This window comes from Buttiauxella sp. AC142 (genome assembly GCF_979253435.1).
Genome location: NZ_CEEDCH010000001.1, coordinates 3,632,105 through 3,649,049, shown reverse-complemented (window position 1 = coordinate 3,649,049; position 16,945 = coordinate 3,632,105). Strand labels below are relative to the sequence as shown.

Genomic DNA, 16,945 nt, shown 5'->3' with positions numbered 1-16,945 from the left:
TTCACATGCCGCACAGGCAATAAAAGAAAGGTACTGGAAATGTATTACGTTCAACGTAATGAAGAAGGGCAACTGACACGGGTTGAGAACGAGCCGTTTACCGGAATGACAGGTGAAGTCTTCACGCAGACGCCTGAAATCACCGCCTGGAATAACGCCCGCAACGTGGTGGATGAAAGCCTGCAACATAAAGAATTACTGCAACGCAGTGACCTTGAAATGGTCCGCGTTCTGGACGACCTGATTTTCCTGCTGATTCAAAAAGGGGTGATTACGATCACCGACCTGCCGCCAATGGCGCAGGTGAAGCTGATGAATCGTGCGCAGGCGCGCCAGGGATTGGGTGGGTTAGAGGATTTATTGAACAGCGACGATCAAGGGATCTTCTGAGTCGGATGACGCTGCCGCTTATCCGATCTACGAAACACGAGTAGGGTGGATAAGCGGCAGCGTCATCCACCATTTTTCATCAATCAGAACGGTGCTGGCTCACCCAACAACTGCCCCATCGCGCCATAAATCCCCACTTCTTGCAGCACGCGCAGCTCCCCTTCGGTTTCAACACGCTCGGCAATCAATGGCAAATCAATGTTATGGGTCGCACTGTGCAACACGTCGATAAACAAGCGTTTATCGCTCTCAATATCAATGTGGCGGATATAGCTGGAATCAATTTTCAGGTACGCCAGGCCCCATTGCGACAGGTGCCCAATCATATCGAAGCGGCTACCGAAGTGTTGCAGACCCAGGCGGCAGCCAAAGTAATTCAGCGACTTGATAAACACTTCCATTTGCTCAGGTTCCGGCAGTTGGTTCTCATCCAGCTCCAGAATTAAACGACCGGCAAGCTGCGGGTTCGTCTTCAGTGGGTTAAGCAACTGCTTGATAGTGGCGTCATTTGCCAGAGAACTTCCTGACAGGCTGAGCGCCAGATAACCCGGATAGTTTTTCAACTGCTTCAACGTCAGATTCAACATCACCTGATCAAGGCGTTGGCTCCAGCCAAACCGGTGGATCCACGGCAGGAAACGACCGGCTGGAATACTGTTGCCTTTTTCATCAATGATGCGCGACAGCACTTTGTAATGAATCACTTTTTGTATGTTTTTGCAGTCCACAACCGGCTGGAAGAATAACTGGAACTGCTCTTTGCTCAGTGCATTCTCAAGACGCGTAAACCACAGATGCTGGTCTTCATTGGCTGCATCAGTTTGAACCACAGGGAACAGGTTGGTCTGATGCGTGGTATGGGTTTCGGCTTCCATCAATGCGCGGTCGGCCTGAACAATCAGCGACTGCGGGGAATCCCCATAACTAAACGGCACCATTCCCGTATGCGCGACCGGGTTAATGTCAGACATGCCGGTTGCGTAGAAGGCGGCAAGTTGCTGATTGAGCGAGTTCTGCAAAGTCAGCATTTCATTGTGCGTTACGCCTGGGCAAAGCAGGGCAAATTCGCCACCGCGAATACGGGCAAGAATGCTGTCGGCATTGGCATGTTGGTTCTTCACGACATTCATCATATCGGCAACATGCTTCAGCAAGTTATCGGTATGCGGGCCGCCAAAACGCTGGTTCAGGCCACCGAGATCCTGAATGCGCAATAACAGCAAATAGCCAGATGCCGATTCTTCATCGCTTAAGCGGGTCTGCATCTGCAAGTCGAAAGCGCGACGGTTAGCGATACCGGTTTGGCTATCGAGATAGGCCTCATTGTGCAGACGTTCGCTGTGCTCGGCCTGATCTTCAAACAGTGATTTAAGTTTAGCGACCATCAGGTTCATGGCCTCAACAACGCGGCGCAACTCCGGCGTTTTCGGTAAGTCGAGCTGAGTGAGGTATTCGCGGCGGGTAATCGCCTGGGATTGTTTGACCATATAATTGAGCGGGCGTAACTGGCGGCGCAAAAGTGCGGCACCCGCCAGAATACAAACCACGGAACAGGCCAGCATCCACAGCAGGTTTGCCAGCGTGCTTTCCCATAAGCGCTTGATAGCAAACACCGGGTTACTCAGGACTTCGACGCGCGCCGCCTGCTGCCAGCCCCGCATAATCGTCGCTTCACCGGCTTGCGGCTTCACATTGACCAGGGCGACAAACCAGCCCGGCACTTCGGGAATAGACAACGACGCGCTGCGCTCAAGAATCGTTTTGCCGCTCGACTGATCGATGACACGGATGGCATCGTAGTAGCCGCTATCGAAAATTGAACTGACCATTAACTCGATCATCGCGGGATCGTCAACGTGCGGGGTGAGCGAAAGGCCCAATGCGGTCGCGGCATCCTGCGCGTGAGAAAGCAGCTGGTTATTGTATTGCTCCCGGGAACTTTCGAGATTCACAATAAAACTACCGCTGAAGATGATCAGCATAAATAGAAAGATAGCTATTAGAAGCTGTTTGAAAAGTGACACAGGTTTATCCTATTCATCAATCGGGAATCCTTCTTCCCGCATTTTTTTCAACACATCCTGCCATCGAGAAAGACGCTTACTATCCCCGACACGTTTATTATTCTGACTTCCTGGTAACCACAACCCGCTATCATTAAAGGAATAAACAGGCAATAAATCCGAGCGCTGTGTTGCAGGTAAAATGTTATCCGTCAGACTATCAAGAACGATGGGAATCGCATCCGGTGACGAGTACCAGGTTAATACCATATGCGCCCGATTCAGACGTAATGCTTTAACGTAGGTAATACGTAACTTTTCTCCTGAAACACCTAAGTGACGTAATGTGAAATATTTAGCGATAGCATAATCTTCGCAATCTGCTTCGCCTTTGCGCAGCGATTCTACGGGCGTTGCCCAATAATCAGTGCTATTCCAGATTTCAATATCTTCACGGTAATGCAATTGCTGGTTAAAAAAACGATTCACCGCATTTAATTGCGCGAGTTCAGTTTGGCTCCGTTGGTTCAATAACAGTTGCTGCCATGCATTTATACGCTGATCGCCATCCTTTGTTGCCGGGCCATAGAGTTGATCGGCACGTTGTTGAATGGTCGTGAAATCCCAGGCTGCACGTAAAGAGCCTCCCGCCAATAGTAACAACAGCACACCAGAAAAAATCAGAGGCGCTAATAACCTGGTGCGAAAAAATAACCTGACTGAGTTCAATTACACATCCGAATAGAGCCAATAATTGTTTAGTTTCGCTGTAGGTTTTTCGGCATCACTTTTTGTGTCAGCCACTTGTGAGTCAACTGAGTATTGACGGGTGATTCAAAGATGCGCCCAAGTGTCTTATCTACAAAAGCAACAAACTGTGGGTCTTCCTTCCTCATCATAATGGCATATTTCATTTTTTCACCCACAACGTCCTGGGAAACAGAGAAATCTTCAGGATGCTCATTTTGATTGATAATAGGATACGCCAGGATGTCATCGAGAATGATCGCGGCAGTACGTTTTTGCGCCATCATATCAAACGCATCTTGCACGGTATCTGAAGTGATTATCGAGATACTCAGATGTTTCTCACGGTTCACTCGATTGAACTCTAACAAATCTTTAGAACCGCGTGGCACGCTGACGGTACGGCCTTTTAAGTCTTCAAGCGTATGGATATTATTCTGGCGCAGCGAAATAATACGCATATGGGCGACAAAATAATCAACAGAGAAGGAGACGCTTTTCTTCCGCTCTGGCGCATCGGTGTTAACGCTGCAATCCAAATCTATTTTACCAGAGTTAAGTGAGTTCACGCGTTCGGTAAATAGAGTAGGAATGTAATGAACGGCGAGATTTTTTTTACCCAGAGAAATACGCAATTCATCAGCAATCATATTGCATAGGGAGATGGTGTACCCGGTCACTTTGCCGCTCACATCCCGAAAAGAGAAAGGCTCAAGTTGACGATAACCAATGTTTAACGCATTACTTTCTTTAATATGATCAAGCGTGGCGGAAGTGCCATCGGCCCTAAGATAATTGGGAGCCATTATCAGAGGTAACAATGCCAACGCCCTCAGAAGAACCTTGAGCCCGGTGTTAAATGACTTTTTCATGTTAGTACGCATAGAGTGTTGTAGATGTTGTGAGTTTTTTAAGTTCCGCCGACATTGGAATATTTAGATTAATAGCGTTCGGTGGAATAGGAGACTGGAACCATCGTTGGTACAGTTTCTGAAAATCTTTGCCGGTAATAAGTGTTTTGAGCGTGTTATCGAGAAAATTTTTGAATTCACTGTCATCAAGCGGCAACAACAAGCCTGCGGGAATCGGTGGGCTTAACGTCTGATCTGATATTTCAAACTCATCAGGCGTCGGGGACATCGCGATCATACCTTTCAGAATCGCCGTACTTGAAATCAAAGCCGGTAACTCACCGCTTTGAAGTTCCTGGAATGCACCTTTGTTATTGTTATCAAGCTCAATATTTAAATTGAGATCGTTCGCTCTATTGATGGTGTGGATTTGCTCGACATAAATAGTGCCGCTTTTAACCAGGACACTGTGCCCGGCTAAGTCGTCAATGGTATCGGTATGGTTATTTTTGCGAGTAATGAAACGCGTGCTGGAGAAGAAAAATGGGAATGAGAATTCGGCTTTTTGATGACGCAATTCAGAATAAAAACCAGGGATGCACATGATATCAGTAGCATGATTTTTAATGAGCACGAACTGTGACGCGGTACTGCTTTTTATCCAGCGAACTTTAAGGTCTTTCAGCTTCAGTTTTACTTTGATTGCATCAACGAGTTTATTGCATATATCAATGGAGTAACCCGTCGGCCGCTGCCCCTCAATGTATGAAAAGGGAAATGCATCATCCTGATAACCCAGCGTAATTGTCTTTGTCTCGGCTATCTTATCCAGTGTGTTTTTACTGTGTACGCCATGTGCGTGGCATACCGGACTACTGAGCAAAAATAGTGCCAAAAACCAGATGACTGACAGGTTTGTAGGGTGGATAAGCGTACGCGTCATCCACCATTTCGGTGAATAGTGTCGGATGGCGTTACACTTATCCGACCGACGAAATAACCCAGCAAAAAGGGTTTTAACAGACATCGCAGATTTCCCCGGCGATGACTTTATTGCCAAACGTTGGCTCCAGATCTTTCTCAGGTAATGGGCGGCTGTAATAGTAACCCTGTACATTCTGGCAAGAAATTCGGCGCAAAATAGTCCGCTGCTGCTCCGTTTCAACCCCTTCTGCCGTCACGCTCATGCCATATTTCTGGGCAAATTGAATCAGCATCACGACCAGGTACTGGCTCGCACTTTCTTGCTCCAGTTTCATAATCAGGGTACGGGCGATTTTAATGCGAGTGAACGGATAAATAAGCAGGTAATCCAACGCCGCATATCCGGTTCCCAAATCATCCATCGCAATAGAAATACCCATTTCACGAATTTTTCTGAATACCGGCAACGCAATAGACTGATCCAGCTTTTCTGATTCAGTGACTTCAATTTCCAGGCGGTTAGCCGCCAGGCCACTTTGTTTTAACGCATCAACAATAATGTCTATCAGGCCAGGGCCATGTAATTGATAGGCCGAAATATTCACCGCGACTTTAGTGGACTCAGGCCACTTCGCCGCAGCCATACAGGATTGTCGGATAATCCATTCGCCCAAACGAATAATCAGGCCGGACTCTTCCGCAATATTAATGAAGTAATCCGGGAATATCAGTCCCTTAGTAGGATGATTCCAACGGATAAGCGATTCATAACCACAAACCGTTTCATTTTCCAGATCGATAATCGGCTGGTAGTGCAGCACGAACTCATTATTATCAATGCCGTTAATGATTTCCTGATTCACGAACACACTGTTGGTGTGCTTCATCATCATGCCGTCTTCAAAGAAGTGGTAGCAACCGCGCCCGCTATGTTTTGATGCGTACAATGCCAGGTCAGCATTGATCATCAGCGTCGTGGCGCTGTTGCCCTGAGAAGGGGCGGTGACAATACCCACGCTACAACTGATGGCGAAAGAGTGGCTGCCGTAGGTAAACGGAATACTCAAAGCACGAACGATTTTTTGCGACAGTGCTCCAGCTTCCTGGCAATTGTCTTCCCGGACACTCTGCAAAATAGCAAATTCATCGCCGCCTAACCGCGCAGCAAAGTCCATCGGGCCGAGCAACAATGACAGGCGCTGTGCGACACCGATCAGAACTTCATCGCCCGCCGAGTGGCCGAAGGTGTCGTTGACCGGTTTAAAGTTATCAAGATCGATCAGCAACAAGTTGAAAGACTGCCCGTTTTGATTCATTTCGCGAATGCATTTATCCAGTGCCTGGCTAAAAGAAGCGCGGTTCGGGAAGCCGGTCAGCGAATCATGGTGAGCCATGTACTCCATTTTTTGCGACATATCCTGCATTCTTTGCAGGTAATCGCGTTCAACCATCGCAATACGGAGTTTTTCAATCGCTGCTGCTAATTTGCCGATTTCGTCATCCTGATCTAAATAAGGGGTAATAAGGTCGGTTTGCTCGTGGGCAATGCGGGTCAGGGAGTTGATGAGCAACGGTACCGGGCGGAACAGGCGGCGCATAAACAGCGTCACCAGAGCCAGCGTACCTAACAAAATTAGCGCCAGAATGATCAGTGTTTTCTTCAGCATCGCGTCATAGGCGGCATAGAGCTGTTTTTTATTGCCGATGCTGCTGACTAAACTACCCAGAATTTCGCCTGATGGAGTCAGAATAGGCACGGCGCTGATAAAGCAATCCTGGCCGTTAATCGAGGCAAAACCAATGTAGTAATTCCCCAGGGCGTCAGTGGCTCTTTGTCCTTTGAAGCTGATTTTTTCTTCTGTTGATTCTGAATTATTGCTGATGCCCTGGAAGCCTTTTTCTGGCGTATAAAGGAAAAGCCACGTCGGGTTACGGGTTTGCACCGCGGCCAGAGCTAATACATCGACAGGGTTATAACCGGTTTGAATCACTGAGTCCGGGTCGCCGATTTTGTGCTCCGACACAATGCGTGTGATTTGGCCGGTCGAACTGGTTCCCACCGCGACGTTGGTATAAACATTGCGGACAATATAGGTAATGATTTGCGCATTCGCTTCAGCCTGATGTACCCACTGTTGGTACGAAAAGCTATCAATCAGACCCCAACCCGCGCAGGCACCTGCCCCGAAAGCAATAAGGATACCCGCCAGCAAAAACTGGGTTATTTTCCCGGCGATAGAATGGTGCCAACCTTTTACGCTTTTAAGCGAGAAAAAACTTTTAGCCACAGATTGTCGGTTTCCTAATGAATACGAATTGCTCATGCATTAATGATTTGAAATTAATGCATTGAAATATATTGTCTGGCTGTTGCTGTTATGTGAGTTTTTTATGAAGAGTGTCAGACGTTGCGTCACCAATAACAAACTATTATGTAACATTAATGATGAGGAAATAAATAAAGGCAAAACACGCGGCGGGACTATAGATAACCTGGATAACCAAGTCAATCACAAAAAATAGTGATTAAACGCTAATTTCGCGATTCATTGATTCTCTTTAAGCTTTTCATCAAATAAAGACGTTGGTGACACAGCGACTTTATCTTTCAATTACCATTTTAACGCAATATTATACAATTCTTTATTGATTTTATTTCGATGGTAATCAGTAAGTTATGTGTATTTTTTGTTTGTTGTTGAACAGGCTTTTATTATTAATTAATGTCCATTTTTACCTATAAGTAGCAGTTCTTTTTTGAGTGCAAAATGAATACAATTAAAAAGGATTTGAGAATGCCAGCGCGATTTCTTGTTTGTTAATAATTTAAATCATTTAAAATAACCAATGGCGCTTGTTAATTAATTGTTCGTATTTGTTTTGATTTTAATACGTGCGGGATCTTCTTAATATCGTTGTAAATGTTAATTAATTATAACGTTTTTTCTATTCCATTATGTCTTCTGCAAGAATTTTTCCATTAATCAATATACTCACCATGCTACCTAAATAGCACACTAAGCATAAGCAACGGGTTAAATACTTGGACTCTACAGCCAGCAACAGCACAGCGTATACCAATAAACGGTGGGTTTTCCCGCTGGTTCTCCCGTTCCTGCTTTACTCACTGGCCCAATTGCTCAGTAGCCACCTTATTGTCGATGGACGAGTTCTGGTGGTTTATGACCTGGAACTGGCGGCTATCTCTGCGGTATTGGTGCTATTTGGTTACAGAGCCGTACCCGGCCTGATTCTTCTCTCTGTATTTTCCCTGCTGTTCCGTTCTTCAACCGAATCCTACGAGCTGCTTGGTTACCTGATTGCCGCATTCATCAGTTACTTCTTCTACACCAGGTATACAGGCTGGCGCAGTGCATCAAGTTTTGGGCGGATTTCACTCACGACCCAGCGAATTATCTGGCTCTGTCTGTGCAATGCGGTGCTCAATACGCTTTTTAGTGAAGTGATTTGCCTGCTGACCACGCCGCATACGGGTTCAGGAATGGTCTGCGATTACATTTTTAACGCGGAAACCCTGGTCAGAATCCAGGGGGTGATGAATGGCTGCATCACGGGCATTCCTTTGTTTTACACCGCATTAAGGATTATCTGCCGCCCGAAATACGCCGCAGTCTGCCAGAAGTCAGTTTTGGCCCAGCTATCAGAAAACGTCGGTTACACTCGCTTTTCCGCATGGGCCTTATCGCTACTCATCCTGATGGTTTGTCTGAATATTCCCTTCAAAGACAATATCTTCTTCACCTTCTACAGCCTGGTACTGATATTCCCGCTGATGCTGTGGAGCTCGGTGCGCATTGGCTATATTTTCACGGCTCCCGTCTGGACCGTGATGATGATTGTGCTGGCGAAGAATAATGTGAATTACATCGCAGTCAATGATGACTTCATGTTGCATCAGGTGCTGGTCTCTACGGCTATTTTTATCTTCACGCTCACCATCGTGATCATGGGCGTGCTTGCCCGTTTCAACACCCTACGCATTGAGCAATTGCTGAATATGGGTCTGACGGACCCGATGACCAATATGCCCAATTTGCGGGCATTGAAAGCGGATATTCAGGCGTCCCCAGATTCTACGGTATGCCTGATTCAGGTGCCGGAAATGGAGCTTTTTTCGCGTCGCTACGGGCTGCATTTTCGCGCCAGATACCAGAAAAAACTGGCCGAGCATCTGCGCCTTAAGCTCTATGTTGATGAGAAAGTCTATTACCACGCGGGCTATGGTCTGCTGCTCAAGCTGGAGCAACCTAGCTGGGGAAGACTGAGCATTCTGTACAAATCGGCGAATACCTTTCGCTATTCTCATAACAATCAGCAGCTCGGGTTTCGCAGTGGTCTGGGATATTGCCGGGCCACGCAGTTCTGTAACGATGTCTACAGCCTGACCGGGAAACTGGGCATTGTTTCCGGGCTTTCGCTGGTCAACGGTAAGCCGGAAAACCTCGAGGCGCAGTCCAGCCGTATTCATGAAAGCTATATTGTTGGGCGCACTGATATTCGTACCGTATTGCAGAAAACGCTGGATAACGACGCATTTGTATTAATGGCGCAGCCGATCGTCAGCACCTGTGGCGAGCCGCGTTACCACGAAATTCTGCTGCGTATGTTAGATGAAGAAGGTCGGTTTATTCCGCCGGATCGTTTCTTACCGGTGGCAACCGAAGCGGGGCTTGCGCCTGATATCGACTTATGGGTGATCAGAAATACGCTGAAAACCATGCAGTTGCATCCGGAACACTGTTTTTCTATCAATCTGGCTCCGGTTACTGTGTGTCGCGCCAGTTTCGTTCATCACGTTCAGTTACTGCTGACGGAGTTCGGCGTCGATCCGCATCGCATTATCTTTGAAATCACAGAAGCGGATGCGCTGTCAGATACCGAACAGTCACAAAATACGGTGCGCTCGCTCAAAAGCTTGGGTTGCCGCGTGGCGATTGATGACTTCGGCACGGGCTTTTCGAGCCATGCTCGCCTGATGGATGTCAGCGCCGATATTCTGAAAATAGACGGCTCGTTTATTCGTGAAATTACCGATAACGAAGTCAGTCATTACATTGTTGAGTCATTTTGCCATGTTGCAAAAATGAAAAATATGCAGGTCGTCGCTGAATATGTTGAGAATGAAAAAATTCAACGCTGCCTGGAAAATATGAATGTTGACTGGCTTCAGGGATATCACATTGGTAAGCCAGTGCCGTTGCTGACGTTGATATAACGACACGCATAAACAAATTCTTTAATTAAGCATTCATTTCACATTATTTAGATAACTGGAAACCCATGCGTAAATTTTTAACAATACAGCGCCCCTCAGATGTGGAAGAAACCAAGGGCAGCGAAAATTTTCTGACATCCTGGCTGCATAAATTACATGTGGGGGTGGCGATGAAGCTAGGGCTGATGCTGGTTGCCTGCATCGCCGTGCTGCTGATTGGCGCATCGTTCCTGTTGTCATCTTATTTAGCTAAACAGCTGCAGGATAACGCCCTGGAAGTTTTGCGTTCAAATACGCGTATCTTCCATAACAATATCATTACTGAATATAAACGAGTTACCCGAGACGCTGAACGTTACAGCAACGTTTATATTAATAACTACCAGAATATGTCTCCGGTGCCGCTGCGTTCATTAGGGACTGAAGAGTTAAAAGCCTTATTAAGCGATACGCGTATTAATGCGCATTTTACCGAATTAACCAGCGTATTTGCCTCGACCTTTATTCGTGAAGGCGAGCAATTTGTTCGTGTCTCCACCACTCTCCAGGGCAAAGAAGGCAAAATAGCGACATCCACCGTTCTGAGCCATGACAACCCGGCGTTAGCGGGGCTGATTAAAAATAAACCTTATTCAGGTGTGGTGACGATATATGGCAAACAATTCATCAGCCACTACGAACCTATTACCGATAAATTCGGCCAGGTGGTGGGGGCTGTTGCGATTGGCTTTGACGTTAAACTGGCGCTGCAACCGGTTATTAAAGAGTTACTAGCGGTTCACATTGGCGAAGGCGGCTATGCGTACGTGCTGGATGCGGGGTTCAGCCCCGGCATGATGGTGGCGCACCCAACCCTTGCTAACCAGCATGTAGAAAACATTACCGACGCCCATGGCTACAAGCGTTATGCCGATATTATGGCGCTTAAAAATGGCACGGTTTATTACGAAACCGTGAGCGGTTACGGTGCGGCACCGCGCAAACGTGTTGCGGTATTTGAATATATAGATGGCATTAACTGGATTATTTCCACCACCAGTTATGTCGACGATGTTGCCCGCAGCAGCAATCTGGTGCGCAACAGCCTGCTGATGTTCAGCGTGTTGTTAATGCCGGTGATTTTGATTTTGATTGCCGCCACCAGCCGTATTCTGATTTCACGCCGTTTAAATAAAGTGCTGCGAATTTCGCAATCTATTGCTCAGGGCGACCTGACCGTGAATGTGCAGGTCGATCACAACGATGAGATCGGTGATTTGCTCAGTGCGAACGAAAAGATGCGTCAGTCGTTGCACGCGTTGGTGGGCGGAGTGGTTTCACATGCCCGCCGCGTTCATGAAGCGGCTTTAAATATCACCGAAGCGGTGGATGGCCAGGCCTCGACCAGCGTGGAAACTTCATCTTCAGTGGCAGAAATCACCTCGACGATGGAAGAACTTTCGGCCTCCTCAACGCAAATTGCCGAGCATTCTCGTGCGGTGGTGGATATCGCCAATGTCACGCTTGATGACTGCAACAAAGGCTCTGATTCGATGGGCGAACTGCTCACTCGTATGGCTGATATCGACAGTGACAACCAGCAAAGCATGCGTGAAATCATGATGCTGGGTAACAAGTCCAAAGAGATTAGCCGCGTGATGATTATCATCAATAACGTTGCGGACCAAACCAAACTCATCGCGTTTAACGCAGCCCTTGAAGCGGCAAGTGCGGGTGAATCGGGTAAACGTTTCTCGGTGGTCGCCGCAGAAATCCGTCGCCTGGCGGACTCCGTAACGGAATCGACTTTCGAGATTGAGAACAAAATCAGCGAAATTCAGAACTCGATTAACCGCCTGGTGCTCAATGCCGAGAAAGGCAGCAACAGCATTAAAGCGGGTACTAAAGCCTGCAAAGTCAGCGCCGATCGCCTGCATGATATCGTTGCGACCGCAGAGCAAACTTCTACCGCCGCCATGCAGATTTCACTCTCTACGCAGCAGCAGAAAACGGCAAGTAATCAGGTGGTTATGGCGCTGCGTGAGATCGTGGTGGCCAGTAATTACACCTCGCAATCGATTAAAGATATTCTGTCTATCAGCCAGGATATGACTCAGCTTTCCAATGAGCTAAATCAGGCCTCACAGTCTTTCAAACTGACGGACGGCTCTGATGTGCAGGCCTAAAATCCGCGTGCTGATCGTCGATCATGGCGGCTCGTCGCGCAATGATTTGATTCGACAGCTTGAGATTAATAAAAGCATCGAAGTGGTGGGGCAATCCGTTCATCGCGAACAAGCGGCGAGCCTGGTGCAAAAGATGGCTCCGCAGCTTCTGGTGCTGACGTTAGGTGCGCCGGGTCGTGAAAATGTCGAAACCGTGGAAACGATTATGGCGACTTGCGCCATTCCAATCATGGTGATGCGTTATTACGCCGATGCGCAGTGGGATGCGGAATTTATCACCCGCGGCGCGTTGGCGGTGGTCTGCAACCCTGGCGAGTCGGTGCAGGCGACGAAAGCGTTACATCGTCAGGTGGAAATGCTGGTGGGAGTGAAGGTGATACGCCACATTCAGGGGCTACGGCATCATGCAGAAGGGGCGGTGAAAACCGCGCCGATCCCTGAAATCGCTCAACCGCAGCATCACGAATGGCCGTTTGTGCTGGCGATTGCCTGTTCCACGGGCGGCCCGCAGGCACTGAGCAAATTGTTACAGGCGCTACCGGGCATTTTCCCATGCCCGATTATTATCGCGCAGCATATTGCCGACGGTTTCGCCACCAGCATGGTGCAATGGCTGGATGGCATTACCGAGCTGCAAGTGCAACTGGCGCAAGTGAATGACGTTTTAACCGCAGGACGGGTCTACATTCTGCCGCCTGAACAGCATCTGGTGGTGAAAAAAAACCATCGTTTAGCGGCTGTCGCACGCCAGGCCAGCGATGTTTACCACCCAAGCTGCAACCTGCTGCTGGAGTCCGTGGCTGAGGTTTATCGTGAAAAAGCGGTCGGTCTCATTATGACGGGCATGGGCAGTGATGGTTGCCGGGGAATCGAAGCGATTTTCCACAAAGGCGGTAAAACGCTGGCTCAGGACGAGGTGACGTCGGTGGTGTTTGGTATGAATAAATTCGCCATTGATAAGAACGTTATCCACAAAATCTTACCGCTGGAGCAGCTCGCCGCGACGTTACTGGCGATGACCCATCCCCGGTATTTTGAAGGTAAACGCTTATGATCCCCAATATTGCAGCCTTTAAAGATCTTATTAAAGACCGTGTCGGCCTGCATTTTTACAACGGCATGGAAGGGTTGCTGAATGCCGCTTTGCATCAGCGCATCTCCGAGCGGGGAAAAGAAAGTAGCGCTGAATATTACGAGAAACTTTGCGTCTCGAGCGTCGAATTCGACAAGCTGTTAAGTCTGCTCACCATCAATGAAACTTACTTTTTCCGCGAGCCGGAAGTGTTGGATATCGTCTGTGAAAAGCTGGTGCCGCGCATGCTTGAGCAGAAGGGCGGCCCGGTACGCATTCTGAGTGCAGGCTGTTCATCTGGCGAAGAAGCCTACTCGTTGGCAATAAAGCTCCACCAGAAATATCACGATAAATTTGCCAGAAGCGTGGAAATTCACGGCTGCGATATCGACGTTAAAATTCTCGAGAAAGCCCGCGCGGCGAGTTATTCCAGCTACTCGTTTCGCGGCGTTGACCCGCTATTGCAGCAAACGTATTTCACGCGCCACGGGAATCAATTTCAGTTACACGATGTGATCCGCGAAAAAGTGATGTTCCATCGCTCGAATATTGTCAAAGAACAACTCCAACCCCAATTCGACATTATCTTGCTGCGCAACGTCTCCATTTACTTTGATGTCGAAACGCGGCGACTGCTGCATTTTAATTTGCTGAACATTCTGCAACCCGATGGCGCGCTGTTCTTTGGTAATGCGGAAACGCTAGCCAATAATTTTGGCATCTTAAAACTCAAACAAGAGAGCGGGCATTTCTATTTCTGCCAGCCGAAAACATCGCGCCTCCAGCCTCCGGCGGCAAGCGTCGCACCCAGGATTATCACTCCGGTGATTCCGGCCCAGGCGCCTTTTGTGGCCGCACCGGTTCCCTCCGTGCAGCAGTGCGATAGCTGGATTAAAAAGGCGCTCGCGTGTGTGGCTGACAAACGTTTTGTCGAAGCAGAAGAGTGGATTAGCCAGGTGCTCGATAGCGATATTGATAACCAGGAAGCGTTGGTGATTAAAGGCGCGATTGCGCTGGAAAAATGCGAGTTCGAACAAACCGCGCTCAGTGCGCAGCACGTCCTCGAACTTGATGAATGGTCAGCGGAAGCGAAGATGCTGCTGGGGTTGGCCATGATGTGGCAGCACCACACACAACAGGCGATTGCCTGGTTTAAACAGGTGGTTTATCAACAGCCAGGGTATTGGCCCGCGCATTACTACCTGGCGGAAATGTATCGGCAAAGTGAACTGCATCGCCCGGCGCAGCGAACCTACCGCATCACACTGCAATTACTCAACGCGGAAATGAACAATACGACGGCCAACGCCAGTTCGTTGCGGCTGCCCTTGTCGTTCCCGAGTAATTCGTTTCGTTTTCTTTGTGAACATCAGTTGGCGCAGTTCACCAGTCAGGATGGGATTTAGAGAACCGTATGGCAATCGATCTTAAAAAATTTGTGCTGCGCTTTATCGATGAAGCAAACGGCCATTTGCAGACCGTGAAAGAAGGGGCGTTTTCGCTCTCATCGGGTGAAAATGTTGATGCACAAATCGGTGAGATGTTCCGTGCAGCCCATACCCTGAAAGGGGGCGCGTGTATGCTGAAACTGCAAAGCATAGCCGATGTCACCCATCAGCTTGAAGAGATCTTAAGCGAGCTGCGCGATAAGAAACTCGAACCCGACCAAAACCTCGGCACGCTGATTCTGCAGGCCACGGATGACATCTCCAGGCAACTCGACCAGTTGACCGCCAGCGAAGGCACTAACAACTTGCCCCCGGCGGACGCACAATTATGCGAGCGTCTGGCGCGTGCCAGCCGTGGCGAAATGGGCGACGAACCGGTGCAGGCAAAAGTCGTACCGGCGGAAAAACCCGTTGTGGCGCTCGATATCGCAGAAAGCGGACTCAAACAAGCCGGTTCGGTGCGCGTCAAACTCGAAAAGCTCGATGACCTGATTAATATTCTCGGCGAAGTGGTTGCCAGCCATGACCGCCTGGAGCAGCAGGTTCAAAGCCTGTCGAACATTGGGCCGCGCCTGGCACATATGGATGCCGACCAACTCCGCCAGGAAATCCTGCAATTTAGCCGCCAGCTAAAAGAAGATTTCCAGGTTCAGCATCTCCAGATGTACGAACTGTATGACGTCGCCACCACGATTCGCATGCTCCCGGTTTCCATGCTGTTCGAGCCTGTTTCACAGCAGGTTCGCGAACTTGCGGCTTCGCTCAATAAGCAGGTGGACTGCCGGATTCTGGGCGGCGAAGTAGAAATTGACCGGCAGTTAATTGACCGACTTTCTGAGCCGTTAACGCATCTGCTGCGCAACGCAGTCGATCACGGGCTTTGCGAAGCGCCAGAGCGGCTGGCTGCCGGGAAATCGGCGCGCGGCACTATCACATTGACCACGCAGCAAGACGGACGCGGTATTTTGTTGCGCGTCGAAGATGACGGGCGCGGCCTGGATTACCCGGCGATTCGTGCCAAGGCGGTTGCTCGCGGCCTGGTGAGCGCCGATGTGGTTGACCAGCTTTCAGAGCTGGAATGTAACGAGCTGATTTTCCACCCCGGTTTTTCGACCAGCAAAATTGTCACGGAGCTTTCGGGACGCGGCGTAGGGCTGGATATCGTTCGTAAAACTATTGTCACCGATTTGCAAGGCACGCTTCAGGTTCACAGCCGCCCAGGCCAGGGCACCACCTTTATTATCAGGCTGCCGATTTCACTGGCGATGATGCGCATTTTGCAGTTTGAACAGCAAAACCACCTGTTTGGCCTTGCGGCGCAATATGTGGTCGAAGTGGTGAAATGTTCTCGCGAAGAGATTCGCGATATTGCTGACCGCCCGGCCATCATTCTGCATAACGAGTTTATTCCGGTGATTTCCGCCGCCGAGATCCTGCGTATTAATGACCGACACGGCAGCCAGACCCCTACGCCCGTGGCGACCAGTTTGCTGCTGATCATTATTCAGAATCAGTTCGGCAAGATGGCGATGCTGGTGGATAACCTGCTCGACGAACGCAACATGATGATAAAACCCCTGCCGAAACATATGCAGCACCAGGCTCTCGTCTCCGGCATGGTGCTCACCGCGGATAACCAACTGGTGAGTGTTTTGCAGGTGCCGGTGCTGATGGAAATGGCGCAAAAGCAGGGGCAGCCAAGGGCGGCTGCGCGTAAACCAGAAGTACGACAAAACTCCTGGCATGTATTGATCGTCGATGACTCCCTGAACACCCGTGAAATTGAGAAAAACGTGCTGGAAGCGCACGGTTATCAAGTCACGCTCGCTGAAGATGGATTCTCAGGTTTACAAAAAGCGCGCTTAACGCAATTTGACGCCGTTCTGACGGATGTCGAAATGCCAGTAATGGATGGATTCTCACTGACTAAAGCACTTCGCGCTGAAGAAAATTATCAACATATTCCGATAATTATCGTCACCTCCAGGGCAAAAGAAGAAGACCGCCGCCGGGGCATTCAGGTCGGCGCGGATGCTTACATCGCCAAGGGTGATTTTGAGCAAGATAGTCTTATAGAAACATTAAAGATGCTGTTGTGCTGACGGCGCT

At 48.9% G+C, this 16,945-nt stretch carries 11 protein-coding genes; 6 read left to right on the top strand and 5 right to left on the bottom strand.

The features are described 5' to 3' along the window. Positions 1-39 precede the first annotated feature (39 nt). Positions 40-390 (top strand): hypothetical protein, encoded by a 351-nt coding sequence (locus tag AC0IWZ_RS16955; protein ID WP_034498144.1) that lies wholly within the window; start codon positions 40-42, stop codon positions 388-390. Positions 391-473: 83 nt separating this feature from the next. Here AC0IWZ_RS16955 and lapD read toward each other — a convergent pair whose 3' ends face one another. From lapD to AC0IWZ_RS16930, 5 genes are all read right to left on the bottom strand, one after another. Next, a complete protein-coding gene (gene lapD, locus AC0IWZ_RS16950) occupies positions 474-2,414 on the bottom strand; it encodes a cyclic di-GMP receptor LapD (protein ID WP_471678865.1) in 1,941 nt (646 codons plus the stop codon). Between the two features lie 9 nt (positions 2,415-2,423). Further along, on the bottom strand, positions 2,424-3,062 hold the full coding sequence (gene lapG / locus AC0IWZ_RS16945; RefSeq protein WP_471678866.1) for a cysteine protease LapG: 639 nt from the start codon (positions 3,060-3,062) through the stop codon (positions 2,424-2,426). Between the two features lie 89 nt (positions 3,063-3,151). After that, positions 3,152-4,012, bottom strand: a complete 861-nt coding sequence (locus tag AC0IWZ_RS16940; RefSeq protein ID WP_051873741.1) for a transporter substrate-binding domain-containing protein — start codon at positions 4,010-4,012, stop codon at positions 3,152-3,154. A 1-nt stretch (position 4,013) separates the two neighbouring features. Beyond that, the gene (locus tag AC0IWZ_RS16935; RefSeq protein WP_471678867.1) at positions 4,014-5,018 is read right to left on the bottom strand and encodes a transporter substrate-binding domain-containing protein; all 1,005 of its coding nucleotides are present in this window, start codon (positions 5,016-5,018) and stop codon (positions 4,014-4,016) included. Further along, positions 5,008-7,203, bottom strand: coding sequence for a putative bifunctional diguanylate cyclase/phosphodiesterase (locus AC0IWZ_RS16930; protein ID WP_471678868.1), 2,196 nt, complete (start codon positions 7,201-7,203; stop codon positions 5,008-5,010). Before AC0IWZ_RS16930 ends, AC0IWZ_RS16935 begins: the two co-directional genes overlap by 11 nt. A 755-nt stretch (positions 7,204-7,958) precedes the next feature. Between AC0IWZ_RS16930 and AC0IWZ_RS16925 the strand changes: the two genes are divergently transcribed. The 5 genes from AC0IWZ_RS16925 to AC0IWZ_RS16905 all read left to right on the top strand — a co-directional run bounded on the left by AC0IWZ_RS16925 (position 7,959) and on the right by AC0IWZ_RS16905 (position 16,938). Next, positions 7,959-10,151, top strand: coding sequence for a sensor domain-containing phosphodiesterase (locus AC0IWZ_RS16925; RefSeq protein WP_471678870.1), 2,193 nt, complete (start codon positions 7,959-7,961; stop codon positions 10,149-10,151). Between the two features lie 65 nt (positions 10,152-10,216). Beyond that, on the top strand, positions 10,217-12,316 hold the full coding sequence (locus AC0IWZ_RS16920; protein ID WP_034498138.1) for a methyl-accepting chemotaxis protein: 2,100 nt from the start codon (positions 10,217-10,219) through the stop codon (positions 12,314-12,316). Beyond that, positions 12,303-13,370, top strand: coding sequence for a chemotaxis protein CheB (locus AC0IWZ_RS16915; protein WP_410374336.1), 1,068 nt, complete (start codon positions 12,303-12,305; stop codon positions 13,368-13,370). Before AC0IWZ_RS16920 ends, AC0IWZ_RS16915 begins: the two co-directional genes overlap by 14 nt. Then, entirely contained in the window at positions 13,367-14,794 is a 1,428-nt protein-coding gene (locus AC0IWZ_RS16910) for a CheR family methyltransferase (RefSeq protein WP_471678871.1), read from the top strand. Before AC0IWZ_RS16915 ends, AC0IWZ_RS16910 begins: the two co-directional genes overlap by 4 nt. An 8-nt stretch (positions 14,795-14,802) precedes the next feature. Next, entirely contained in the window at positions 14,803-16,938 is a 2,136-nt protein-coding gene (locus tag AC0IWZ_RS16905) for a hybrid sensor histidine kinase/response regulator (RefSeq protein WP_471678872.1), read from the top strand. Positions 16,939-16,945: the final 7 nt, after the last annotated feature.